The following is a 24,482-nucleotide window of genomic DNA, read 5'->3' as shown; positions in this document are numbered from 1 at the left end:
CGGCCACACTTCAGCACCTCCCCGGCGCGGTCCGCAGACCCACTCGTGGCCGCATCGTTGCTGGTCATATGCCCAATTAACTTGCGCGCGGCAGCACGGGCCGCGAGTGCTGGAGATTCGCGGAGTCGATGATGCAAATGACCATGACAAGCCATATGCTGTGTCTAACAAACCTGCCGACTGTTTCGGCTGCCATATCCAGACTTTCCGGCCTTAATAGGCTGGAAATTCAGGACCGATTCTGATAGCAAGGGGCTATGGACCCGCATTTGCGCGACCTGCGGTATTTCGTCGCCGTCGCTGAGGAACTGCACTTCACCAACGCCGCTCAGCGGCTGCACATCGCTCAACCCACCCTGTCGCGTCAGATTCGTCAGCTGGAACGTCAGCTCGACGTGGTCCTGTTCGACCGCAACCAGCGCAGCGTCGCGCTGACCGTCGCGGGTAAGGAGCTGCTCGAAGGCGCCCGCAAGATCCTGGAGCTGTGGGAGGTCACCAACGTCTCCCTGCAGGAGGCGGGTGAGGTGCTGCGCGTCGGCATCCAATCGGCGCTCGGCCGCGGGCTGCTCAACGATCTGGAGAGCGCGAGCGGGCACCGCTTGGCGCTGCACGCCGCCTCCTGGACCGACCCGTCCAGTGGTCTGGCCGGTCGACAGGCCGACCTCGCCCTGGTCTGGCTTCCGCTACCCGATTCGAACCGATACCGCTGGCAGGTGCTACGCACCGAGCCGCGCTGGGTGCTGCTGCCGGAGAACCATCCGCTGGCCGAGAACGACACCATCGACTTCGCCGACCTGTTGGACGAACCGTTCATCGCACTGCCCACCGAGGCCGGTGCGGTGCGCGACTTCTGGCTCGGCAACGATGCCCGCAACGGCCGTCAGCCCAAGATCGGCGCCGAGGCGGCGACCGCCGAGGACAAGCTGGAGGCCGTGAGCCTCGGCCTCGGCGTCTGCTTACTGGCCGAGAACAATGTGCCGATGTACCGCTGGCCGGGTCTGACCGCCCGACCGCTCGCCGGACTCGCCCCGTGCGAACTGGCGGTGGCCTGGCGCGCCGACGACAATCGGCCCACCATTCTCGAATTCGCCGCACGCGCGGTGGACGGCGGTTTCGCAGTGCAGCATCAGCCCGCGATCGCGGGTTAGTCGCCCGACCCTTTCAAACCTCTCCCAGCCCCGACGGAGCGAGTCTTACGAGCGACCCGTTCGCGGCCCGTCTCGCGTCCGAGCCGTCGAAGCGCATGCGACGCAGTCGCGAGTCTCGACGGCTCGGACGCGAGACACCAGGGGGCCGCGAACACGCAGCGCCGAAGGCGCTGCCATCAAACACAGTCGTTCACCGTTCGCTTCCAGGGGTGGATCGACTCGAGTTGAGCCGCGAGGCGCAGCAGGATCGATTCACTGCCGGGCGGTGCCGTGAGTTGGGCGGCGACGGGCGTTTTGGATCTCGGATGCATTCCCATCGGGATCGACGCGGCGGGCCAGCCGACCAAATTCCAAAGCGGTGTGAACGGTGAATACCGAGCGCTGACAACAACATTCGCGAGCCAACCGAGAGTGTGCCAGGCCCTGGCCCGCGGTGGCGGCGCGGCGAGCGTCGGGGTGATCACCACGTGGTAGCGCTCGAAGAAATCCAGCAGTTGCGCCTCGACCCGGTCCACCTGCGCCGGTCGCACCAGCCGCAGCCGCTGGACGAGCCGACCGAGTGCGATGTGGCGGCGGGTGCGCCGCTGCAGCCGTTCGGGGCGGATGAGATTCACGGCCTCGCGCGCGCCGAATGCCAACCAGCGCAGGCCGACCGAAACGAGCGATTCGCCGTAGGGCAGTGTCACCGCTTCCACCAGGTGCCCGGCCGCGGCGGCGGCCGAAGCAGCGGTGCGGGCCGCCGCGGTCCAGTGCCGATCGACCCGGAACATCCGGGACGGTGGCGCCACGGCCAGCCCGATGCGTAGTCGGCCCGGCGGCTCCAACTCGGCTAGGTCCGGGCGCGCGGCCAGCACGGACAGCATGAGCGCGGCATCGCCGACTGTCGTTGCGAGCACACCGTTTTCGACCATCCCGGACCAGGAGTCGACGCCTACCTCGGCCGGTACGGTATGCCGCCCCGGTTTGATCCCGAACACCCCGCAGCAGGCCGCGGGAATGCGCACCGAACCGAGCCCGTCGTTGCCGTGTGCCACCGGCACCAACCCGGCCGCTACGGCCGCGGCCGAACCGCCGGAGGAGCCACCGGAGCTGCGTGCGGCGTTCCACGGGTTCCGACCGATGCGGCCCTCGCTCTCGGTCGTAGCCCACAGGCCCAGTTCGGGGACCGCGGTCAGCCCGACCACCACCGCGCCCGCGGCCCGCAGCCTGCACACCACCGGATGGTCGGTGGTTGCCGGGCGGGTATCGGTCGCGGTGGAACCGGCGAGGATCGATTCACCCTCGACCGCGATGTTGTGTTTTATCGCGATGGGCACCCCCGCCAGCGGCAGCAGATCCAGATCGGAACGCTGTTCCAGCGCGAGTGCCTCGGCCCGTGCCTTAGCGGAGCGAACGACCGTGAACGCATTCGTCTTTCGGTTCTCGGCGGCGATCAGATCCAGGGCGGTATCGACGGTTTCGGTCGGCGTCAGCGAGCCGTCACGCACACTCGCCGCGATTGCCGCCGCCGGACCTCGTGACAGGCCGGTTTCGCGTGGCATGCTGGAATCCATCGAAGCATGTACCGCGTCGGTCCCGCCCACCGCGACCCCACGGGCGGCCTGCACCTCCGGGGCTTCAGCAGCCTCCGGAGCGGCCGAATCCGTCGCTGTCGGATTCGCCGCCGCGACGCCGCCCGCCGCGGCCGTCACGGTATTCGATTTACAGCGCTGTTCCCGGGTTATTCCGCCGTCACGCTCCGCTACCGCCTCCGCGCCCGTCGCTCGCGCCGCAGTGTTGTTCATGTGCTGGTTCTTCCCCGTCGCATCGTTGTCGAAATCGGGTGATCCACTGTTGTGGCGCAAGTTATCATTTCGATTACTGCTCGGGGGACGATGTCGTCGGGTGTGGCGGAAATTCAGCGGCACATCCACCGAACGGCCACTGCGGATACTCGACATCCGCTCAGCAGGTAGGTCCGAAAATGAGTGCTGATCCCGAAAATACGCACCGAACCGATCTCGACACCGAGCCGACCAGAGACTGGGGCGAGTCGCCGTCGCATACCGAGAACGATGTGGTCGAGGCCTTCTCGACCGCATGGGAATCGGCGCGCCGGCCACCGGAGATCGCCGACTTTCTGCCCGATGCCGAATCCCTGCGCCGGGCCGCGCTGATCGAATTGATCCGCGTCGACCTGCGACATCGCTGGATCCGGCTGCCCACCGCGGCGGGAGCGACGGGCGCGGAGGCGGTAGCGGAGCGTGACCACGGAGCGCCCCGCGAGCGCCGCCAATCCAATACTGCGCCGACGCCGCGCAAACGCCTTTTCGACTACTGCGCCGAGTTTCCGGAACTCGAACCGGGCGAGATTCCGGCCGGTTTGGTGTACGAAGAGTTCGTCATCCGCAGACACAGCGGTGAACGTGTCGATCCGAAGGATTATCTGCGGGAATATCCGGGACAAGCGGCGGAATTGCGCGCGCTGCTCAATGCCGACGACATCGACCAGAGCACCCGCCGGGCGGCGCTCGAGGATTCGGTGCTGACCGAGTTCGCCAATACCCGCGCCGCGGCCGAACTGAGCCGAACCGTCCAAGCCGATCAAACCGTCGGACTGAACCGAACCCAGCAGTCCGTTCGTAATACTGACGTGACGCGCACGACCGTCGATCCGACCGAGACGGCGACCGCCATTCCGACCACGATCGGAACCGGTCCGGGGAAATTCGACGCCCTCGACCGGATCGAGATCGGTCAGTCCATCGATGATTTCGACCTGCTCACCGGACTCGGCAGCGGCGCCTTCGCCCGAGTGTTCCTGGCCAGGCAGCGATCATTGCAGCGCTTGGTCGCGGTGAAGATCTCCGCCGACCACGGGACCGAACCGCAGACCCTGGCCCAGCTCGACCACGACTACATCGTGCGCGTCTTCGATCAGCGGCTGCTCGGCTCCGATGACTCGCGCGATCCGGCCATGCGCCGACTGCGACTGCTGTACATGCAGTTCCTGCCCGGCGGCACCCTGCTCGGCGTGCTGCGCTGGGTACGCGCCACCGCACCGGCCGAACGCAGTGGACAACTCCTGCTCGACGCGGTCGACGCGGCCATGGAGGAGAAGGGCGAAATCCGCCCGACCGATTCCAGCGTGCGCGCCGAGATCGCCGGGCTGAGCTGGCCGGAAACCGTGGCCTGGCTGGGCCGCAGATTGGCCGAGGCGCTGGAATACGCCTCCGCGCACGGCGTACTGCACCGGGATGTGAAACCGGCCAATATCCTGCTCACGGCGGAGGCGGTGCCGAAGCTGGCCGATTTCAATATCAGCTTCAGCCGCAATGTGGCGGGCACCAGTCCGGTGGCGTATTTCGGCGGTTCACTGGCGTACATGTCGCCCGAACAATTGGAGGCCTGCCATCCCGGTCGCGAACGCACGGCCGAGGATCTGGACACCCGCTCCGATATCTACTCCCTCGGCGTGGTGCTGTGGGAATTGCTCACCGGCGCGAAACCGTTCGACGATGCCACCGCGACCGAACAAGGCGACGATACGGCGCTGGAAGGCATGCTCGAACGCCGCACCGCCGGAGTGGACGACATTGCGCTGCAACGCGTTCCGGCGAATTGCCCGGCGGCGCTGCGGCGGGTGCTGCTGACCTGTCTGGAATCGGATCGGACGCGGCGCTGGGCCAATGGCGGGATGCTGGCCAAGCAGTTCGACCTGTGCATGGACCCGAGAGCCCGGGATCTGGTCGACCCGCCGCCCGGCAGTTGGCGGCTGAAGTTGCGCGCGTGGCGGCTGGTGATCGTGTCGCTGGCCATCGGCATCCCGAATATCCTCGCCTCGGCATACAACATCCAGCACAACCAGCATCTGATCGTGGACCGGCTGCCCGAGGACGCCGGACGTACCTTCATGATCATCACCACCGTGGTGAACGGAATCTTCTTCCCGCTCGGGGCGACGCTGATCCTCTATATGTCCCGAAGAATGCTCACGGTGCCGCACGGGCTGCGCCGCCACCGCCGCTACGATGCCGAGACGCTGCGACTGGCCAGGGCGGATTCCCTGCTGTTCGGCGACCGGGCGGTGTGGGTGGTCTTCTCGCTGTGGGTGCTCGCCGGATTCACCTTCCCGATCGCGCTGCAATTGGCGGCCGGGCACGTGCCCGCCCGCGCGGTGGTGCATTTCCTCACCTCGATCGTGGTGTGCGGTGCGATCGCGATGGCCTACCCGTTCTTCCTGGTGTGCTTCTTCATGGTCCGCTGCATCTATCCGATCTTCCTGCGGCACGGGGAGATCAGTACCGAGGACGCGGTGTGGCTGCGCGGCCTGGATCGCCGCGCCAACGGATATCTGGCGGTCGCGGCCTCGGTGCCGCTGCTCGCGGTGGCGGGCGTGACCTTCCTGCCGCCCGGCGATATTCCGATGGTGATCGCCGCGGTGCGCGTGCTCTGTGTGGGCGGCATCATCGCGTTCATCGGCTCCTACCTGCTCTTCCGGGCATTGGAGGCCGATCTGCGTGCGCTCGAGCGGGTCGTCGCGCCAGCGGATTCCCTTGACCGCGATCATGTTTCGGCGGACCGGGAGCGCGGCAGGCCGGCCGTGCCGGAGCCGCGATCGTGACAGCTGCCGATTTCGCGGATCGAGGCGAGACCGACCCCATAACCAGATTCACCGAAGATTGGCAGCACTGCCTGCGTGGCGAGCGGACCGAACCGCCTCCGATCGCGGAGTACGTCCCCGACGGCACCCAGGTGCGGCTGGCGGTACTCACCGATCTGGTTCGCATCGATCTGCGCCACCGCTGGGATCGGGAGGGCCTCGGCAAACGCATCGCCGAGTACCGCAAGGAATTTCCCGAGGTCGAGCACAGTGCGGAATTGGTCGATCTGCTCTGCGAGGAGTTCCTGGCCCGACGCCGGTACGGCTCGCTGGAACTGGCGGATTTCCTCGCCGAATATCCGGAGCTGGCCAAGGATGTGCGCGCGCGGCTGGCCGTTTACGCCGACGACGACGATATCGCGGCCGATACCGAACGAGCCGCCGCACTGGTCGCCGGTCTGGGACCGGGTCATCGGATCGATGATTTCGATCTGCTCACCGATCTGGGCACCGGCACCCTCGGCAGGGTCTTTCTCGCCAGGCAGCGTTCCATGCAACGTCTTGTCGCCGTGCGGCTTTCGGCGGGCCGTGCGGCCGGCGGGCACAGCATGGCGCAACTGGATCATCCGCATCTGGTGCGGGTTTTCGATCAGCGCCTGGTCACTGCCGCGACACCGCCCACATCGACCCGGCTGGTCTACATGCAGTACCTGCCCGGCGGCACCGCGGCCGGAGTGCTCGCCGAGCGGCGGCGCGGCCCGGAATCCGAGGGCGGCGCCCTGCTGCTGCGCGCCGTCGATGCCGCCATGGAGGCAAGGGGCGAGATCCGGCCGTCGGATTCGAGTGTGCGCGCCGAAATCGCCGCACTCAGCTGGCCGGAGACGGTGGCCTGGGTCGGCAGACGACTGGCCGACGCGCTCCATTACGCCGAGCAGCACGGCGTACTGCATCGCGATGTCAAACCGGCGAATGTGCTGTTCACCGCGGAGGGTATTCCCAAGTTCGCCGATTTCGCCGCGCGCACGGCGGCACCTCGCACGGCGGCGAATCCGCTGGCCGCCGAACCGGATTCGCTGCCGTACCGCTCCCCTGAACAACTCGCCGAACTCCTCGATCCGGCCGCACCGCCGCCCGGCTCGAGCAGCGATATCTACTCCCTCGGCGCGCTGCTGTGGGAAATGCTCACCGGCGCGATGCCGTTCGACGATCCGCCGATGCCCGCCGATCCGGACGCCCGCCCCGAAACCATCGCGACCATGGTCGCCCTGCGCGAGCGCGGCGTCACCGCGGAGACGCTGGAGCAACTACCCCCGGACACCCCGAATGCGCTGCGGCGGGTGCTGCTGGAATGTCTGCGGGCCGATCCGCAGCGCCGCTGGCGCAATGGCGCCGAACTAGCCGCGCAACTGGATCTGTGCCTCGACGAGCGCGCCAGGGAACTGGTAGATCCGGCACCGTCCAGCCTGGCGTACCGGTCGCGAGGCTGGCTCATACCGATCCTCACGCTCTGCGTCGGCGTGCCGAATTTCCTCGCCAGCGTCTACAACATCAACCTGAACAACTCACTGATCATCGATCGGATGACGGCGGCCGACCAGGAACGGTTCGCCACGGGCGGCCTGATCACAAATCTCATCGCCTTTCCGATCGCCGGATTGCTGCTGCTTTTCCTCACCCGCCGCCCGCTGACCATCGGATTCCGGCTGGCGCGCGGTCGCGAATACTCCCCGCGCACGCTGGCCGCGGCCCGGCGTGACACCCTGCAGATGGGTGACTGGGCGGTCTGGGTGCCGTTCGGGTTCTGGCTGCTCGCCGGGCTGGTGTGGCCTTTGGCGCCGGTCTTCTTCGGGGTCGAGCTACCGCGCGCGACCTTTCTGCATTTCTTCGCCGCACAGGTGGTGTGCGCCGCGATCGCGCTGGCGTATCCGTTCTTCCCGATCATGGTTTACGCGGTACGTTCGATTTATCCACAGCTGCTTGTGCGCGGTGGTATCGGCGCCGAGGACGAGCAGCAGCTGCGCAAACTCGCCAAGCGCGGAAACTTCTATCTGGGCGTCGCCGCATCGGTTCCGCTGCTCGGCGTGGCGAGTGCGACCTTCGTCGAGCCCGCCGATCTGGATTTGGTGATCGTTTCGGTGCGGGTGCTCAGCGTGGGTGGCATCCTGGCATTCGTGCTCACCTATCGGTTGTTCCGGATGCTCGAGGCCGATCTGCTGGCCTTGGCACGTGCGATTCCGCAGCGGAAGCGATGACCGGCCCGCGGCCGTTCGGACGGCTGGTCAGCCTTTCCCATGTCCACGATCCGGCGACGGCGCCGCTGTTTCCCGGTGATCCCGAATTCCGGACCGATATTGTCGCGACGGTCGCGAACGACGGTTATTACCTGCGCTATATCCAGCAGGGCGAGCACACCGGAACCCATTGGGGCGCACCGATCCACTTCCATGCCGACGGACTGGCCGCCGACGAATTGGATCTCGACGATCTCGTGTTGCCCGCGGTGAAAATCGATGTGCGGGACCAATGTGCGAACGATCGGGATTACGCGATCGACATCGCTGATCTGCGGGAATGGGAGGGTCGGCACGGGCGGATACCCGACGGGTCGGCGTTGGTGGCCTGGACCGGGTGGGACGAGAAATGGGGGACGCCGGAATTCATCGGAACCGGTGAAAGTGCCGATCACCAACCGGGATTCGCGGTCGAGACGGTCAAATGGCTATTGCGGACCGGGCGGCTGGGGCGGCGTGGCGCGCTCGGCATCGATACGTTCGGACCCGATCTGGGGACCGACGACACCTATGCGGTGTCGAAGCTGCTGTATCGCGAACATCGGATCAGCTTGGAATGTCTGGCGAATCTCGCCGAACTACCCATCACCGGTGCCTGGATATTGGTCGGCGGTGCGCTCTACAGCGGCGGGTCCGGTTCGCCCGCAACGATATTCGCGGTTATGCCTGCGCCTCGCTAACGCTCGGCTCCGGCATAACCGCTGGGCGGCTGTGTTTTCTGTTCACTCACCGCGTTCGCTCATGCCCTGATTACGCGCCGCCGTAGACCTTCGGGTCGAGGGTGCCGATATACGGCAGGTCGCGGTAGCGCTCGGCATAGTCGAGGCCGTAGCCGACGACGAATTCGTTCGGAATATCGAAGCCGACGTGCGCGACTTCCACGTGGGTGCGTAACGCGTCCGGCTTGCGTAGCAGAGTGACGACCTCGAGCGAGGCCGGATTGCGGGTGGACAGATTACGCTTGAGCCAGGACAGCGTGAGACCGGAGTCGATGATGTCCTCGACGATCAGCACATTGCGGCCCGCGATGTCCTTGTCCAGGTCCTTCATGATGCGCACGACACCGGAGGACGAGGTGGACGAGCCATAGGAGGAGACGGCCATGAATTCCATCTGGGTGGGAATCGGCAGCGCCTTGGCGAGATCGGTCATGAAGAAGATGGCGCCCTTGAGCACGCCGACCAGCAACAGATCCCCCTCGGGGGCGTCGGCCGGATAACGCTTGGCAATCAGCTCAGCCAACTCCTGGGTCTTGGCCGCGATCTGTTCCTCGGTGATCAGCACCGACGCGATATCGCCCTCGTACACGTCAGTTGGTTTCCCTTCCGGTGTTGTATCTGCGGCGCTCCCGGGGCCCTTCGTGGTCACGCTTCGCTACCGCCTCCGGGCCGGTCGCTCGCGCCGCGGGTGCCTCCCCGGCCGATCCATTATGTGTCATCGGCTCCTTGCAGACGCAAAGTCAGCCTGCCATGTTCGCGCGCCGCGACCAACCTGCGTCCCGGCTGCCCGCCGCCCACCGCGACGCCGCCCTGCCCGCGCCATGCGGCAATCAATTCGTCAACCGCCTGTAAATGCTTGTTGGTCAGGGCTTTAGCGCCACCGGCCAGCAACCAGGCACGGATTGCGCGTCGGCGCAAGGCCGCGGGGGCAGTGGCGAGGGTCTCGATCGAGAGAGTCGGCCCATTACTCGCCGAACCGGTACTCGCGGCCCGCAACAGCTCATCGGCTAGCGCATCCAATACGGCACCGTCATCACGCAACTGCTCAGCCGTCCGCGCCAACGCCCCGGCGACCCCACCTCCGAGCACCTCCTCCAGCAGCGGCAGAACCTCATTCCGCAACCGCACCCTGGTGAACTCCGCCGCCGAATTGTGCGGATCCTCGAACGGCGTCAGTCCGATATCGACACACAACTGCCTGGTCACCGCCCGGCGGACCGCCAAAAGCGGCCGCCCCCACGGATCAACGAATGCCGCCATCCCCTGAATCGACCGCCCACCCGATCCCCGCCCCAACCCCAGCAATACGGTCTCGGCCTGATCATCGAGCGTGTGCCCGAGCAGCACCGGCAACCCACCCCGCGCCCCGTCGAGCGCCGCATACCGAGCCGCCCGCGCCGCCGCCTCCAATCCCCCGTCCGCACCGACCTCGACCGTCAGCACATGTGCCGACCGACACCCCAGCGCCAACGCCGCGGCCGCCGCCTCAGCCGCTACCTTTTCCGATCCCGCCTGCAACTGATGATCCACAACCAGTGCGTCGACCTGCGCTGCCTCCATCACCGCAGCCGCCGTCAACGCCAGCGAATCCGCACCACCGGACAACGCGACGGCCACATCACCGGTCGCAAAATCGGCCAGCCACCCCCGCACTGCCCGCCGCACTTCGAGCACCGCCTCGGTCTCGGGCAGCCGCCGCGAATTCCCGGGCATCGCTCCCGCCCTCCGGCTCATATCCGGAGACTACCGATGATCAGTGCCCAATGGTCGACCAGGGCGTGCTCGACCGACGCCCCTACGACCAGCGACCGCGCTACGAGTACGTCCTGACCGAGAAGGGCACCGAGCTGGTCGATCTGCTCATGGTCATGACCGGCTGGGGAGACAAATGGCTCGCGGGCGACGCCGGTCCGCCGGTGCTCTACCGCCACCACGCATGCGGTGAGATCAGCAGCGTCGACCTGCGCTGCGCCCACTGCGGCGAGTCGATGCACGCAAACGACATCGACCCGCTGCCAGGCCCCGGCGCAGCCGTGTGATGCGACCGCTCGCCCTCCGCGCCCCGAGATGGGAGGGCATGCGGGCGAATCGGTGTCGCTTTCTGCGTGACGGACTCATCGGGGCCGCCCGGCTGAGGCATCGTCGATTCCCGTCACGAACCGAAACACGTTCGGGCACAAAGCAATAGAGAACTACCCGAGGACGCGCGCCACCCAGCGCTCAGGAGCCTCGATTTCCGTTGCCAGCGGAAGGGTTTCGGAGTTGGTCCAGACGGCGTTGAACTGGGCCATGCCGACTTGGGCCACCACCGCGTCGACGAATTTCTTACCGCGGACGTATTGAGCGACCTTGGCGTCCACGCCGAGCAGGGCGCGCAGGAGGCGTTGGAGGGGGTTGGTGGGGCGTTTGCGGCGCTTGTCGAAGGCGGCGCGGATTTGCTCGACGGTGGGGATGACGGCGGGGCCGACGGCATCCATGACGTGGTCGGCGTGGCCTTCCAGCAGGGTGCCGAGCATCAGCAGGCGGTCCAGGGCTTCGCGCTGCGGCGGGGCCTGGGTCGCGCGGAGCAGGCCGACGACACCGCGGGAATTCGGGTCTTCCGGCCCGGTGCCGCGGCGACGGTCGCGCACCTCTTCGACGAGGCGACCGAGCATATCGGCGAGCGGTTCTTCGCCGACTTCGCCGAGGATGTCGACATTGGCGCGCATGTAATCGGCCAGCCATGGCGCGGAGGAGAACTGCACCCGGTGGGTCACCTCGTGCAGGCAGACCCAGAAGCGGAAGTCGGTCGGCGAGACGCCGAGTGCACGCTCGACGGCCATGATGTTCGGCGCGACGAGCAGCAGCGTCCCATCGGGTCCGGTGAACGGGTCGTACTGGCCGAGGATCGCGGTCGACAGGAAGGCCAGCATCGCGCCGGCCTGCACACCGGCGGGTTTGCCTGCGAGCAGGCCCTTGTCCGATGCCTGCCCGGTGCCGGTCAACTGGGCCATCGAATCGGCGGCCGCATTGATCCAGCCGGGTCGGTCCACGATCAGGGCCGAGGGCACCGGCTGGTCGTCGAGCAGACCGCTCACCTCACGAACCGGCCCCTCTGCCCGCACCGATGCCTCGGCCAGCTCGCTCACTACCTGCTCGGCCGAATACCGCGAGGTGCGCGGGCCGGACGGCACCAGTGCGGCGCCGGTGCGCGCGGCAAGACGCCAATCGACGGCACCGGAAAATCCGGAGCGTCTGCGCTCGGCCGGAGCGTCCGCACCCGAATTCACGGCGGGCGCGGCGCCCGATTTTTCAGTGCCTTCGAACATGGTCAACCACCCGTCACGAGCATCCACAGTTACGCAGCGTGCCGGCGATGGCGTCCAATGCGGGCCGGCTCAGCTCCGGTGGCCGATCGTTCGACATCAACGCGAAGGTCAGTACCCGCCCGTCGCTGTCCAGCACATACCCGACCAACGTGCTCGCCACCGAGAGAGTTCCGGTCTTGGCCCGCACCCAGCCCGCGCCGCCCCGGTTCTGCGTGACATAACGGCTGCTCAGCGACCCCGTCGCACCCGCGATGGGCAGATCGTCGAGCAGCGGCGCCAGGGTGGTCGCGGTGCGGTCGGTTTCCGGCCTGGCCTTGGTATTGCTCGGTTGCACGGCATTGGCCCCGCTCGGCTTCGCGGCGGTCGAGATGATCTTGTCGAGCAGCCGGGGAGGCACCCGGTCCTCGGTCGACAGGCCGCTGCTATCGCGCATCGAAAGTCCGTTGAGATCGAATCCGCCCTTGCCGAGCGCGGTTTCGAGGGCGGCGACAGCCCCGGTGAACGATGCCTCGTTACCGGACGCGACCGCGATCTCGCGGCCGATGGCCTCGGCGAGCACGTTGTCGGAATGGACCATGGTGTCGCGCAGCCGGTCCCGCAGCGGCGCGGATTGCACGCTCGCCACCTCGGTCGCATCGGCGGCGGCGTTGCCGATCCGCACCTTGGCGGGATCGAGTCCGAGTTCGGTGGCCAGACGCTGTCCGGTGGCCAGGGCCGGAGTCGGGGTGCGCGGCGAATACTCCACCAGCGGGTCGAGGCGGCCGCCGTCGAGCATCACTGGATCCATCGGTGCGATCGAACCCTCGCCGATATCGACCGGATCCCAGCCGGGGGCCATGGGCGGGCCGGAATACGCGGAGGTGTCGACCACGATGGTGTCGACGGGATGGCCGGAATCTTTGATCTGCGACACCAGATCCGACAGCCGCGGGCCGTTCGGGTAATACCCTTTGCCGTCGGGCTGCGCGGTCAGTGTCGGATCGCCACCACCGACGAGCACAAGTTCATTGGGCGCGGATCCGGTGACGACACGGGTGGTCACCCGATGATCCGCCGGGAGGGTGAGCAGGGCGGCCGCGGTGGTGAGGACCTTGGCGGTGGACGACGGAATCATCGGCTTATCGGATTCGCCGCTCCACAGCACTGTCGCGGAGTCGGCATCGGTGACCTCGCCGGCGAACGCACCGAGGTCCGGATTGGCGACCACCTGCGCGAGCGCGGCGGCGACACCGGACGCAGTCGGCGCGGGCGCATTCGAGGGCGCGGGCGCGACCTGCGGAACCGGTTTGACCGGTTCGGGCGGCGCGGCGATGGTGAGCCCGCCGTGCCGGAATTCCTCGGTCCACGGCTTGACCGCGATCACCACGCCCGCCCCGGCACCGAGCAGCAAGGCCAGCGTGAACGCGACGCCGATCCAGATATTGCGGCGTCGCTTGGTGGCCAAGCCACCGATATTCCTGTTGCTGCCACCCACCACGTGCCCGCCGTCTCTCCGTCTCGTATCGCCCGACCGTCGCACCGTCGCCGGGTCCACCCACCTACCGCACCCAAGTGCCCGCGGACCACACTATCCTCGTTCCGGCACCGTTCCCCCGAACACCTGTCGAGTCGGCGTTCCGACGACAGTCACCCAGAAGCATCAGTAAGGAGATGGCGTGGAGTTCGACGTCACCATCGAGATCCCCAAGGGCTCTCGGAACAAGTACGAGGTCGATCACGAGACCGGTCGGGTCCGGCTCGACCGCTTCCTCTACACGTCCATGGTCTACCCGGCCGACTACGGCTACATCGAGAACACCCTCGGCGAGGACGGCGACCCGCTGGACGCGCTGGTCCTGCTGCCGGAGCCGGTGTTTCCGGGCTGTCTGATCGAGGTGCGTCCGGTCGCGATGTACAAGATGGTCGACGAGAAGGGCGGCGACGACAAGGTCCTGTGCGTGCCCGCGGGCGACCAGCGCTGGGATCACATCCAGGACCTGGCCGATGTGCCGGAGTTCGAACTGGCCGCGATCAAGCACTTCTTCGAGCGCTACAAGGATCTGGAGCCGGGCAAGTTCGTCAAGGGCTCGGAGTGGGTCGGTCGCGCCGAGGCCGAGGCCGAGGTGGAGGCCTCGATCAAGCGGCTGCAGGAGAACGGCGGCCACTGAGACTTGCTGGGCCGGTGGATGATTCGCCTTGCCCGCAACGAAAGCGGGAAGTCCGGTGCGTTCGGACTTCCCGCTTTCTATTGCTCACCGCCGCGGCGGATCAGTTGTAGAGGTAGAGATCCCAGCCGTTGTAGGTTTGGACGCACTTCCAGTAGTTGCCGCCCGTCTTGGGTGACTTGCCGTCGGCGGCACACCCGGCATATGTCGCGTAGGTGCCGTAGTAGTAGCCAGAAGAGGCCGACGCGGTTGCTGCCGCCGACACCCCGGCGACGGCGGCGGTGGTGAGAAGACCGGCCGCGATGAAAGATTTGATTCGCATTCCACTGCTCCTGAAGCGAGGGTTGATTGATTACCCCACCAACGGTAGGAACAGCAAACCTTCAGCACAGCCCACCTTAGGGTTCGAACAACCGCCACCTGGGGCAATTCCACCTTCTCCACCCTGCGAACCTGCGGCGACAGAACTTCTTAGCACTCCTTGTCGCCACCGCACACACTTTTCAGAGAGCGCGAGCAAATAACCACGGAATGCGCCTACTTCTTCGGGAGCCGGGCTGCCGATTCATGGCCACTTCCACTCCCCTCGATCCTGGATGACCGTTCGAGGGACTTCGGGAGGCCGCGGCGGTGACCGCCATCATGGTTGGCCTGAATTGCGATGCCCATCTGATCAACTCCGGTTAGCGTCGAATTCGTGATAACTCTCGACACGTCGGCGTTGCGCAAAGCATTGCTGAGCGAGACCGATCTGCTCGCTGACCTGTACCGGTCCGCCGATCCGAAGACACCGATACCGACTTGCCCGGACTGGACCCTGGCGAACCTGATCGCGCACGTCGGCGGCGGAAACCGTTGGGCCGCGGCGATGATCGCCGACCGGGCCACCGAATTCCTCGAATTCCAGCGGGTTCCCGATGTCCGTCGGCCACGTGACCCCGATGAGGCCGACCGGTGGCTGCGTGCCGGTGCCCGAGCGGTGATCGACAACATCGACATGGTGGGTTCGGACGTCCCGGTCTGGACGCCGTTCGGCTCCGCACGCCCGGCCGAATGGTGGGTGCGCCGACGCCTTTACGAGGCGACCGTGCACCGCGCCGACGCCCTGCTCGCCCTCCACCGCGAGGTGAACATCGCCCCCGAGCTCGGCGCCGATGGGCTGTCGGAGTTTCTCGAAATCGTGGAGCGGGGACCGCGCTTCGAGACACCGCTCGATGAAGGCACCAGTCTGCAACTGCGCGCGATCGACACCGAGGACACCTGGACCATTCTGCGATCCGGGGACACGATCACCTGGAGTGACAGTCAGGGACCGGCATCGTTGACGGTTCAGGGCACCGCAGTAGATCTGTTCCTACTGCTGGTACGCCGAATCCCCGCCGACAGCCCACGCCTGGAAGCATCCGGAGACCGCCCCGTACTCACGAGCTGGCTGGAGCGCATCAAATTCTGATCGTGTCGAGGACTGACGGTTTCCGCGCATCGAAAAGCCGGGTGCGGCATATGGATCAGAGACCAGCTGGCCGAGATGGGAACGCCGTCGAGCAGTTCGGCTCTGGTCCAGCGATCGTCAGGTGCGCGACGTGTCGCCTGGACAGAGGTGCTTCTCTATCTCGGCCTGCGCAACCAGCTCGCGGTAGCTGGTGGGGTCGTCGGATTCCGACACGTTGATGATGCCGCCGGTCGACCATGGAATCGGGCACGGAGGTGCGTGTTCGGGGTCAGGGCACAGCAGCATAGTGATGCGTGCCATGACCTCTTCGGCCTGTTGCCTGGTCGCGAAAATACCGACTCGCAGCTCCCACACACCCCGACTCTCCGACATCGTTCCATTCTGCCGTGACGAGTCGGTCCGCAGCACGCCGATTTTCACGCTGGCCAGAAGCACGGCACTCGGCTGCTCTGCCGCTGAGTTCCATTGGGCCGATGGCTGATTCGAGGTGTCGGCCCAAATACAAAAGCGGGAAGTCCGATCAGGTCGGACTTCCCGCTTTTCTACTGCGGATCAGTAGTAGATGTAAAGATCCCAGCCGCTGTAGGTTTCGACGCACTCGTAGTAGTAGCCGCCGGTGGCGGGCGATGCGCCATCCGCCGCACACGCCGCGGACGTGGCATAGGTGCCGTAGTAGTAGCCCGAGGCTGCCGACGCGGTCGCTGCCGTCGACACCCCGGCGACGGCGGCGGTGGCGAGAAGACCGGCCGCGATGAAGGACTTGATTCGCATTTCACTGCTCCTGAAAGCGAGGTTGATTGCTTACCCCACTTACGTTAAGGACGATTCGCGCCCCGAACACCCACCCCTAGGGCTCGAACAACCACCCCCTCGGGCAACACCACCTACCCCACCCCCCGACCATTCCCCCTGCGCCCGAACAACTCTCACCAAAGCAACAGCCAAATCGCCGAGAATGTGTTCTTGGAGAACCACTCTCGACCTTTGCCGCCACCAGCACATGGTGATCTTGAAGAGTTCGCGTGGTCGTGCGGAGCCGCAGATCGGGCATGACCGGGTAGCTGATGATCGGGATGCGAACCTGGACAGGCGGACTCCATTAGGACGTTCGGGAGGGGGGCATGCTGGTCGACCGCCGAAGTCTTTCAAGGCGCGGGGACCGGAGTAGCGGGGCTGGTTCAGGGACCGCCGGGGAGGCGGCGACGGCCCGCGGCGAGCTCGTGCACCAAATCCTCGTAGCCGATTGCCAATTCGGCCAGCGCCTCCCAGGCGTCGCCGAGGTCGTAGTCCGTGGCGCTTGCCAGGGCAGCGTAGGCGGTGGCGGTGTATCGGGCGAGCCGGTCGAGCACCGCGCCCAGCGTTTCGGTGTGCACCGAGGCGCTGCCGTGTGCGGGCGGCAGGTGCCCATGGGCCCAATGATTGATCTCGCGCACCAATTTCGCTCTCCGGCTGTCTATATCAGCGGTTCGGCAGCCGTCGGCGAGCCGACGCTCGTGCAGGCAAGCGAGTTCATTCGCGGCGCGTAGCAGCGGGTGCGCGGCATGCTCGACGCCACGGCAGGCTCGCAGCACCTCACCCTTCGTCGGCAACGGTTCGATCAGCACGCTCGCGCGGGCGGCCGGGTCGCCTCGGCAACCGCGATGTAGTCCATGGGATTCTCGATTCGCCTCGGTGCCTTCAGATGCGTCCCGCCGAACCTCGGCACGCACCGCCATCCCCGGTGATCCATTCCGATTGCCTCGATTCTTGTCAGTGAATTCGGTGCGCCCGGCCGAAACTGCGGATAAGCGGCAATCCGTTGTGATCCAATAGGTTTCTCGAGTTTCCTACGGCTCTCCGACCGGGCGCGGCAACAGCACAGCACGCGACAGACGGAGGAGTCAGCGTCTACATGGGGTCTGCATTCCAATCGCGCCGAAAGGCGAGGACAAGTTCCGTGTCCGCGGATCGGTACGTCCGCGAACACATCACACTCGTTTCCGAAAACTGAGGTAGGGGGCCATGACGGATTCAGGAAGTACGGTGCCGCGACGACAACTGGGGCGTCATCTGCGTGACCTGCGCTTACAGGCGGGGATGACGATGCCGGAGGCGGCACGGTTGATCGAACGCGGTCAGACGACCTTGCAGCGGTTGGAGACCGGGCAGACGAATCGGATTCGGCTGCTGGATATTCGAGAGTTGTGTGCGGTGTATGACGCGGAAGAGATGGTGACGGAAGGGTTGCTCGGGTTGGCGCAGCAGGCGTCTGGGAAGTGTTGGTGGCATGAGTACGGGAAGTTGATCCCTGAAGACTTCGATGTCTACGTGGGGTTGGAGGCTGGGGCGCTGCGGTTGACTTCGTATGCGCCCGACGTCGTGCTGGGGTTGCTGCAAGCGCCGGACTACACCCGCGCACTCCTGCGTTCGGCATTTCCCGGGAGTTCCAGTGCGGAAATCGAGCGGCGGGTCGAGATGAAACAGCGCCGTCAGAAGATCCTCACGAGGAAGCGGCAGCCAGTCGAATTGAATGTCGTACTCCTCGAGAGCGCGCTGCGCCGGGTGGTCGGTAGCAACCGGGTCATGTGCGCGCAGATGCGACATCTAGCCGACATGTCGACACTGCCGAATATCACGCTGCGGGTGCTCCCATACTCGGCCGGTATCCCGTTAGGCGACCCGATCGGACTCTTTACTCTCGTCGACTTCCCGCTGGACAAGAAGGGTGAGCCGCTCGAACCGTCGGTCGTCTACCTCGAAAATTTCACCGGCAGTTTGTACTTGGAGTCGCAGCCTGATATTCGGCGCTACCATGAGGGGCACGAAACACTTCAGCGCGCCGCACTGGATGAGGTGGCAAGTAGGAGTCTGCTTCGACAGCTAGCTAGGGAGTACGCAACGTGACCGTCGAACATGATCTCGATCTCTCCGGAGCCCGCTGGTTCAAAAGCAATCGCAGCTCGGCCAGCAGGGATTGCGTCGAGGTCGCGTTCCTGTCCAGCGACTTTGTCGGTGTGCGGGATTCGAAGAACCCAAGCGGACCGGCACTGGTGTTCACCCCCGATCAGTGGGATGCCTTCACCACCGCCGTCGCCGATGGGAAGTTCAACCGGTTCTGAGTGAGCGATACGAAGCCTCTCGCACGATGTGAGTGCGGGAGGCTATCGATGCCTGATCATTGCCTCGTCTCGTTGCCGGTCTTCCGCGCGAGACGGTAGGGTTGCGGAGCAATGGGGGATTGCATGAGGGCCCCTTGGGACGGTGGGCAGCGAAGGGGTTCGCGGATGGTCGGTACAGCGAAGATGCCGTGCGCTGCGGCCCTGATCCTCGGCGCAACGCTGGCGCTTGTCGGATGCAATGACAACTCAGGGGATAGCGCTCCGACGCCGAGCAGCACGAAAGCATCGGCAACGACGGCAGGTGCCACTACGTCGAAAGACCCCGAAGCAGCGATCTGGAATCCCTGCGGCATACCCGATTCCGCGATATCCGCACTCGGGCTGAACACCGCCAGCAAGGACACCACCGTCGCCGGAGTCGACCCCACGGGCTGGAAGGTGTGCAGTTGGCTATCTCAGGCGAAGACCTACAACTTCGGAGTCCTGTCGTCGGACCACACGCTCGAGGAGATCAGGCAACGGACCGACTATGTAGAACACACTTCAACGACCGTCGGTTCCCGTCCGGCACTTCAGTTCCGCCAGCCTGGGACTAGGCACGACCTGACCTGCTGGCTTGCCGTTGAACTGCCGCATGGGATTGTCGAATTCAATGTGATCAATCGCTACGGAGTCGACGGGGCCGGCGAGCCATGTGCCGAGGCGCATCGTCTCAGCGAAGCCTTGGCCGAGTATTTACCTGGACGTTGAGGGGGACGGATGATCGACGGCATCGATCCCGGCGAATGGACACGATTGCTCGACCGAGCGAATGCTGGTGAGCTATCGCTGAATCCGGAGGTTGGGAACGGCTTGGACAAGGTCTGCGACGACCAGATCGACAGGCTGAACTCGGTGCTCGAAAGAATCGACAGAATTGGCAACATAACCGGGTTCGGCACCTTCAACTCGGGCAAGATCCTGGAGAAGAAGTTCTCCGAAACCGCCTCCGGAACCGATCGATCTCTGAGCACAGTGATCGAGCAGCATATCGATGCCGTCAAGAACCTGAAACAGGTTGTGGCCAAAGCGATTGCGAACTTCGTCGCCCAAGACCAGTACCACGCCGGTCAGTTTGCGCAGGTGACTCCGGAATGACTTACGAGGACTACCAGCGCCGAGTTATCGAGGCGCAGGAGCAGTGGAACCGAGATCGCGACTGGATCTACAAAACCGAGTCGGGCTACAACGGTTTCGACGGCGAAACGCAACCGCCGCACATCGCAACTCCGGACAGCTACGACCATCTCACCCTCGAACAAATGCAGACCGCCGTCTCGGCGATGAAACCGAAGCTCGTTGATGACGCGGTCACCATGTGGGCAAACATCGGCGCGGACCTGACCGGCACCTTCGAGGTCTTCAAGCGCGAATTCGAACGCACCATCACCGGCCAGAACGGCCACGCCGGATGGACCGGTGCCGCAGCGCAGGCCGCCACCACCGCGGTGAACAACTACTACGACAAGTCCGTTCCGCTGGCGCAGGCAGCCACCCTGACCAGCCTCAAGCTCTCGGAGATGAAAACCGGCCTGGAACAAACCCAGGCATTGATGCCGGGGCTGACCGAACGCCCGGATATCGGAGGAAAGACGCTACCCAAAGACGGCGTCATGAAGACCGACGAATACTCCAGCACCGAGGCCGAGCAGGAGGGGCGCAGAATCCTGCGCACGGTCTACGGCCAGGTCGCGGGGCAGACCGATGTCGGCGTCCCCTATATGCCGACCGCGCCGACGATCACCGACAGCCCCGGCCCGGTCACACCAGGGGTCGATTCCGGTGGCACGCACGGACCTTCGGGTTCCGATGACGGTTCCTCGGGTTCCGGTGGCGACGGTTCGGACAGCTCGGGCAACCAGGGCCAGGATTCGGGGCAGCCGACGGGCACTGACACGACCCCGTCGACAACATCATCGGATGCCACCACCGCCGCTGGCGCCACCCCCCAAAGCACGGCTGCGACAACGCAATCCGCTTCCCCCACCACCGCCACACCCAGCACGTCCACCCCGAGCCTCAATACCCCCGGCATCGGCACCTCCATCGGCCGCCCGACCAACACCGGCACCGGTACCCCCGGCACCACGCAGCCCAGCCCCGGCCGCAGCATCGCAGGCACGCCCCTGACCGCGACAACCACGTCTGCCGCGACCACCCGCCAGAGCACCGGTACATCGGGCCGCTCCGGCATGTCGGGTATGGGTGCTCCCGGCCAGAGCAAGGGCAACGACGACGACCGCAAGAAGGGCGTCCCCGACTACCTCATCACCGCCGAGCACGGCGAACAGCTCACCGGCCTGGACTCGCCGCCCAAAACCGTCCCCCCGGTGATCGGCGCCGACCCCGACACCCCGACCCAGCACTGAACCCGTGCCCACCCGGTCACCCCACCAACAATGCTGGGCGAACCAATCCTCGAGTCCTCGCGTAGCTCGTGCCTGAATTCCGGATCATCAACGGCCTTGCCAGTTTTCCGGAAAGTCAAGGACGCCATCACAATATCCGGCATCAACCTGCAGGTCAGCGGCCTCCACTCCAATACCGCACCCCCACACAGCGATTCGCACGCCACGCACCGCACCGCCAGCCGAAAACATGCACAGCACGCCAATCGGCACGTACCAGCAGCCCAAACAAACAAACAAACACGGCACGCGGCACCACCCCGACCGAGACAGCACGCGCAGAGCACAAGGCCGTGAGCCCCACACACCGACTCTCACGCCACACACCAAACCACCAACCGAAAACATGCACAGCACGCGAATCGATGCCCGGCAGCAACCCGACCCAGCCAACAGCCACGGCGGCGGCCCCGCTGTCACATCGGCGGTGACCACCGCCGAGTGGCGTTCAGTCTTCGAGCGAGGTCGGGCGGTAGTAGCGGCCGCGGTAGTAGAGCAGCGGTGCGGCGCTCGGCTGTTCGTCGGTGTTGTCGTGGACCCGGGTGACCAGGCCGACGACTAGGGTGTGGTCGCCGATGGGGATCAACTGCTGGATGGTGGCGCGGATCCAGATGGGCGTGCCGTGCAGCACGGGCTCACCGGTGTCCAGGGTGGTCCACAGGGAGCGGTCGCTGAAGCGTTGGTCGGCGGTGCGGGCGAATCGCTTGGCCAGATCATGCTGGTGTTCGCCGAGGAAATGGACCACCACGGAGCCGGCCGCCTGCAATGCCGTCAGGCTCGACGAGGTGTGGGCGATATTGAACGAGACCAGCGGCGGCTCCAGGGACAGCGATGCGAAGGATGTCGCGGTGAAGCCGACCGGGCCGTTCGCGGAGCCCAGGGTGACGACGGTTACGCCCGCCGGATAGTGCCGCATGGAGGCGCGGTACAACTCGGCGGTGATACCGCTCAGATCATCGGGAATCTGGATGTCCGTGGCGGGAGGTCGAGCCTCGGTCACAGCTTCGCCTCGCTAGCGCTCGGCTCCGCTGCGACCGCTGGTGCTGTGTATATGGTTCGCTCGCTCACGTCTGCGCCTCACTAGCGCTCGGCTCCGCTGCGACCGCCGGTGCTGTGTATACGGTTCGCTCGCTCACGTCTGCGCCTCGCTAGCGCTCGGCTCCGCTGCGACCGTTGGTGCTGTGTTGATGGTTCGCTCGCTCACATCACGAAACTACGCCGAGCGTCTATACGGCGCTCAGTCCACGTCGATCGGGAGCCCGGCGGTGATGCGTACCAGTTCGCGAAATGAGGTGCGGAACACGGTATTCGGATGACCGCCCGCGGCCCAGACCTCCCGGTGCGTGGACAGCACGTTGTCCACCCAGGTCGGCAGGTTGGTGGGATGGCCGACCGGCGCGATGCCGCCGATGGGCTGACCGGTCACCTCCTGCACCATCGCGGCGGGGGCGCGGGTGAGCTTGCCTTCCAGCCGTTCGCCGGTGCGCCCGAGATCGACCTGGTGTGCGCCGGAGACCAGCAGCAGCACCGGATCGTCGTCCAGGAGGAACACCAGTGATTTCGTGATGGCGCCCACATCGACGCCGAGTGCCCGTGCGGCATCGGCGGCGGTGGGCGTGGGAGCGGGCTGAGTGACGATGACACCATGGTGGCCGCGCGCGATCAGGGTATCCGCGACCCGGCATGCGACTGGTGGAAGCGACCTGCGCATGGATCCAGAGTAGAGCGATTGCGGGCAGTGTGCGGGTCGAGTTCTGGTCAGTGGTCGAGATGTTTCGACGGAGAACCAATGCGTCGCACCAACTTTGCGCAGCATTTGCGCGCGGCACGGACTGGTCGGCTGGCTTGCTCGCACCTGCTTTACGCTGGACGAATGACTGATTGGCAGGCTTTCACCGTTGAAATCAAGGACCACATCGCGCAGGTCACGCTGACCGGCCCCGGCAAGGGCAATGCCATGGGTCCGGACTTCTGGCGGGAACTGCCGGAGATTTTCCGCGGGCTGGACGCCGATCCCGAGGTTCGCGCCATTGTGCTCACCGGTTCCGGAAAGCATTTCTCCTACGGACTCGACCTGCCCGCGATGGCAGGCACATTCGGTCCGCTGATGGCGGATAAGGCGCTGGCCGCCCCGCGCACCGACTTCCTCTACGAGGTGCGCAACATGCAGGCCTCGGTGACCGCGGTGGCCGATTGCCGCAAGCCGGTCATCGCCGCGGTTTCCGGCTGGTGCATCGGCGGCGGGCTGGATCTGATCGCCGCCGCTGATATCCGCTACGCGAGCGCGGACGCGAAGTTCAGCCTGCGTGAGGCGAAGGTCGCGATCGTCGCCGATATCGGGTCGCTGCACCGGCTGCCCGGCATCATTGGTGAGGGCCATCTGCGCGAACTCGCCTACACCGGTAAAGACATCGACGCGGCGCGTGCCGAGAAGATCGGCCTGGTCAACGATGTATTCGCCGATCAGGAGGCGGTACTGGACGCGGCGCACGCCATCGCGCGCGAGATCGCCGCGAATCCGCCGCTGGTGGTGCAGGGTGCGAAAGATGTGCTCGAGCAGCGCACCAAGGATCAGGTGGCCGCCGGGTTGCGCTATGTCTCCGCGTGGAACTCCGCATTCCTGCCGTCCGAGGATCTGACCGAGGCCATCCAGTCGGTGTTCGAGAAGCGCGCTCCGGAGTTCAAGGGCCGGTAAAGGCCACATATTCGCTTGCCCTAGCCGTTGGCTCGCACACATACTTGTATCACGCAACTAATTGATTGACGCAAGTAAAGGTGAGTCGAGTGGATGAGGACGGGCTGTCGGTCGAGGCGATCGCGATGCAGCTCACCCGGCTACAGCGAATGCGCGATCGGACCGCGGCGCAGCTGCGCAGCCGGGACGGCGTCGATCCCGCGGCCTTCGCGATTCTGTTCCGGCTGCTCTGTGACGGGCCGATGCGGTCGGGTGCACTCGCCGATGCGGTGCATTCGGATGCGTCGACGGTCAGTCGGCACATCGCCCATCTGGTCGAACGGAAGCTGGTCGAGCGGCAGGCCGATCGAAATGACGGCCGGGCCACCGTACTGGTCGTCACCGAGCACGGTCGGGAGGTCGCCGAGCGGATCCGCAGGCGTCGACACGAAAACCTGGCCCGGGTGATGGCGGCTTGGACGCCGCAGGACCGGGCCACCTTCGCCGGGCTGCTGCGGAAGTTCGTCGACGACTACGAGCAGGCCAAGCCCGCCATGATCGCGGCCATGCGCCAAGACCACAGCCTTGACGACCTTCGGACGGAGAAAGATTCGTGAC

25 protein-coding genes are annotated in these 24,482 nt (G+C 65.7%); 14 read left to right on the top strand and 11 right to left on the bottom strand.

What is annotated here, in order from left to right; translation table 11 throughout:
* The first annotated feature begins 257 nt into the window (after nt 1-257).
* Nucleotides 258-1,148 (top strand): LysR family transcriptional regulator, encoded by an 891-nt coding sequence (locus ACQPYR_RS02780; RefSeq protein ID WP_433627225.1) that lies wholly within the window; start codon nt 258-260, stop codon nt 1,146-1,148.
* 176 nt (nt 1,149-1,324) lie between these two features.
* Here the strand turns inward: ACQPYR_RS02780 and ACQPYR_RS02775 are convergent, their stop codons facing one another.
* Nucleotides 1,325-2,701, bottom strand: a complete 1,377-nt coding sequence (locus tag ACQPYR_RS02775) for an amidase (protein WP_433634988.1) — start codon at nt 2,699-2,701, stop codon at nt 1,325-1,327.
* 410 nt (nt 2,702-3,111) lie between these two features.
* On the opposite strand from ACQPYR_RS02775, the gene ACQPYR_RS02770 reads away from it, so the two are divergent.
* The 3 genes from ACQPYR_RS02770 to ACQPYR_RS02760 are packed head-to-tail and all read left to right on the top strand — an operon-like array spanning nt 3,112 to nt 8,701.
* On the top strand, nt 3,112-5,751 hold the full coding sequence (locus tag ACQPYR_RS02770; protein WP_433627223.1) for a serine/threonine-protein kinase: 2,640 nt from the start codon (nt 3,112-3,114) through the stop codon (nt 5,749-5,751).
* Nucleotides 5,748-7,982, top strand: a complete 2,235-nt coding sequence (locus ACQPYR_RS02765; protein WP_433627220.1) for a protein kinase domain-containing protein — start codon at nt 5,748-5,750, stop codon at nt 7,980-7,982. The genes ACQPYR_RS02770 and ACQPYR_RS02765 overlap by 4 nt, the downstream gene beginning before the upstream one ends.
* On the top strand, nt 7,979-8,701 hold the full coding sequence (locus ACQPYR_RS02760; protein WP_433627217.1) for a cyclase family protein: 723 nt from the start codon (nt 7,979-7,981) through the stop codon (nt 8,699-8,701). Before ACQPYR_RS02765 ends, ACQPYR_RS02760 begins: the two co-directional genes overlap by 4 nt.
* Nucleotides 8,702-8,771: 70 nt before the next feature.
* Here ACQPYR_RS02760 and hpt read toward each other — a convergent pair whose 3' ends face one another.
* Nucleotides 8,772-9,329, bottom strand: coding sequence for a hypoxanthine phosphoribosyltransferase (hpt, locus tag ACQPYR_RS02755; protein ID WP_063042806.1), 558 nt, complete (start codon nt 9,327-9,329; stop codon nt 8,772-8,774).
* A 119-nt stretch (nt 9,330-9,448) separates the two neighbouring features.
* On the bottom strand, nt 9,449-10,474 hold the full coding sequence (gene tilS, locus ACQPYR_RS02750) for a tRNA lysidine(34) synthetase TilS (protein ID WP_433627215.1): 1,026 nt from the start codon (nt 10,472-10,474) through the stop codon (nt 9,449-9,451).
* A 29-nt stretch (nt 10,475-10,503) separates the two neighbouring features.
* Between tilS and ACQPYR_RS02745 the strand changes: the two genes are divergently transcribed.
* On the top strand, nt 10,504-10,779 hold the full coding sequence (locus ACQPYR_RS02745; RefSeq protein WP_433627212.1) for a winged helix-turn-helix transcriptional regulator: 276 nt from the start codon (nt 10,504-10,506) through the stop codon (nt 10,777-10,779).
* Between the two features lie 153 nt (nt 10,780-10,932).
* On the opposite strand, the gene ACQPYR_RS02740 is transcribed toward ACQPYR_RS02745, so the two are convergent.
* On the bottom strand, nt 10,933-12,048 hold the full coding sequence (locus ACQPYR_RS02740; RefSeq protein WP_433627210.1) for a zinc-dependent metalloprotease: 1,116 nt from the start codon (nt 12,046-12,048) through the stop codon (nt 10,933-10,935).
* Between the two features lie 13 nt (nt 12,049-12,061).
* Nucleotides 12,062-13,501, bottom strand: a complete 1,440-nt coding sequence (gene dacB / locus ACQPYR_RS02735; RefSeq protein WP_433634987.1) for a D-alanyl-D-alanine carboxypeptidase/D-alanyl-D-alanine endopeptidase — start codon at nt 13,499-13,501, stop codon at nt 12,062-12,064.
* A 202-nt stretch (nt 13,502-13,703) separates the two neighbouring features.
* Between dacB and ACQPYR_RS02730 the strand changes: the two genes are divergently transcribed.
* Entirely contained in the window at nt 13,704-14,195 is a 492-nt protein-coding gene (locus tag ACQPYR_RS02730) for an inorganic diphosphatase (protein WP_433600805.1), read from the top strand.
* Nucleotides 14,196-14,295: 100 nt separating this feature from the next.
* Here the strand turns inward: ACQPYR_RS02730 and ACQPYR_RS02725 are convergent, their stop codons facing one another.
* Complete coding sequence (locus tag ACQPYR_RS02725; protein ID WP_433627207.1) at nt 14,296-14,514, bottom strand: hypothetical protein; 219 nt, start codon at nt 14,512-14,514, stop codon at nt 14,296-14,298.
* Between the two features lie 375 nt (nt 14,515-14,889).
* Here ACQPYR_RS02725 and ACQPYR_RS02720 point away from each other — a divergent pair, with 375 nt between their 5' ends.
* A complete protein-coding gene (locus ACQPYR_RS02720; RefSeq protein WP_433627204.1) occupies nt 14,890-15,645 on the top strand; it encodes a maleylpyruvate isomerase family mycothiol-dependent enzyme in 756 nt (251 codons plus the stop codon).
* A 117-nt stretch (nt 15,646-15,762) separates the two neighbouring features.
* Here the strand turns inward: ACQPYR_RS02720 and ACQPYR_RS02715 are convergent, their stop codons facing one another.
* The 3 genes from ACQPYR_RS02715 to ACQPYR_RS02705 form a co-directional block, all read right to left on the bottom strand.
* Nucleotides 15,763-16,017 carry a hypothetical protein gene (locus ACQPYR_RS02715; RefSeq protein WP_433627201.1) on the bottom strand — a complete coding sequence of 85 codons (255 nt, stop codon included), beginning with the start codon at nt 16,015-16,017 and terminating at the stop codon, nt 15,763-15,765.
* Nucleotides 16,018-16,197: 180 nt separating this feature from the next.
* Nucleotides 16,198-16,416 carry a hypothetical protein gene (locus tag ACQPYR_RS02710; protein ID WP_364479506.1) on the bottom strand — a complete coding sequence of 73 codons (219 nt, stop codon included), beginning with the start codon at nt 16,414-16,416 and terminating at the stop codon, nt 16,198-16,200.
* Nucleotides 16,417-16,823: 407 nt separating this feature from the next.
* Nucleotides 16,824-17,360, bottom strand: a complete 537-nt coding sequence (locus tag ACQPYR_RS02705) for a DUF4254 domain-containing protein (RefSeq protein WP_433627199.1) — start codon at nt 17,358-17,360, stop codon at nt 16,824-16,826.
* 286 nt (nt 17,361-17,646) lie between these two features.
* On the opposite strand from ACQPYR_RS02705, the gene ACQPYR_RS02700 reads away from it, so the two are divergent.
* The 5 genes from ACQPYR_RS02700 (at nt 17,647) to ACQPYR_RS02680 (ending at nt 21,151) form a co-directional block, all read left to right on the top strand.
* Nucleotides 17,647-18,528, top strand: coding sequence for a helix-turn-helix domain-containing protein (locus ACQPYR_RS02700; protein ID WP_433627197.1), 882 nt, complete (start codon nt 17,647-17,649; stop codon nt 18,526-18,528).
* A complete protein-coding gene (locus tag ACQPYR_RS02695; RefSeq protein WP_433627195.1) occupies nt 18,525-18,743 on the top strand; it encodes a DUF397 domain-containing protein in 219 nt (72 codons plus the stop codon). The genes ACQPYR_RS02700 and ACQPYR_RS02695 overlap by 4 nt, the downstream gene beginning before the upstream one ends.
* Before the next feature lie 165 nt (nt 18,744-18,908).
* Complete coding sequence (locus ACQPYR_RS02690; protein WP_433627193.1) at nt 18,909-19,493, top strand: DUF3558 domain-containing protein; 585 nt, start codon at nt 18,909-18,911, stop codon at nt 19,491-19,493.
* A 9-nt stretch (nt 19,494-19,502) separates the two neighbouring features.
* Nucleotides 19,503-19,880, top strand: a complete 378-nt coding sequence (locus ACQPYR_RS02685) for a hypothetical protein (protein ID WP_433627191.1) — start codon at nt 19,503-19,505, stop codon at nt 19,878-19,880.
* Nucleotides 19,877-21,151 carry a hypothetical protein gene (locus tag ACQPYR_RS02680; RefSeq protein WP_433627189.1) on the top strand — a complete coding sequence of 425 codons (1,275 nt, stop codon included), beginning with the start codon at nt 19,877-19,879 and terminating at the stop codon, nt 21,149-21,151. Before ACQPYR_RS02685 ends, ACQPYR_RS02680 begins: the two co-directional genes overlap by 4 nt.
* A gap of 487 nt (nt 21,152-21,638) precedes the next feature.
* On the opposite strand, the gene ACQPYR_RS02675 is transcribed toward ACQPYR_RS02680, so the two are convergent.
* Nucleotides 21,639-22,190, bottom strand: coding sequence for a flavin reductase family protein (locus ACQPYR_RS02675; protein WP_433627187.1), 552 nt, complete (start codon nt 22,188-22,190; stop codon nt 21,639-21,641).
* Between the two features lie 237 nt (nt 22,191-22,427).
* A complete protein-coding gene (locus ACQPYR_RS02670) occupies nt 22,428-22,901 on the bottom strand; it encodes a YbaK/EbsC family protein (RefSeq protein ID WP_040686103.1) in 474 nt (157 codons plus the stop codon).
* A 162-nt stretch (nt 22,902-23,063) separates the two neighbouring features.
* On the opposite strand from ACQPYR_RS02670, the gene ACQPYR_RS02665 reads away from it, so the two are divergent.
* Together ACQPYR_RS02665 and ACQPYR_RS02660 are read left to right on the top strand one after the other, a co-directional pair.
* Complete coding sequence (locus ACQPYR_RS02665; RefSeq protein ID WP_433627185.1) at nt 23,064-23,885, top strand: crotonase/enoyl-CoA hydratase family protein; 822 nt, start codon at nt 23,064-23,066, stop codon at nt 23,883-23,885.
* Between the two features lie 89 nt (nt 23,886-23,974).
* On the top strand, nt 23,975-24,481 hold the full coding sequence (locus ACQPYR_RS02660; protein WP_433627183.1) for a MarR family winged helix-turn-helix transcriptional regulator: 507 nt from the start codon (nt 23,975-23,977) through the stop codon (nt 24,479-24,481).
* The last annotated feature ends 1 nt before the right edge of the window (nt 24,482 follow it).

Source organism: Nocardia sp. CA-120079 (assembly GCF_050955745.1).
Classification (GTDB): Bacteria; Actinomycetota; Actinomycetes; order Mycobacteriales; family Mycobacteriaceae; genus Nocardia.
Note: the sequence above shows the minus strand (reverse complement) of the source record. Positions and strands in the feature narration are given on the sequence as shown.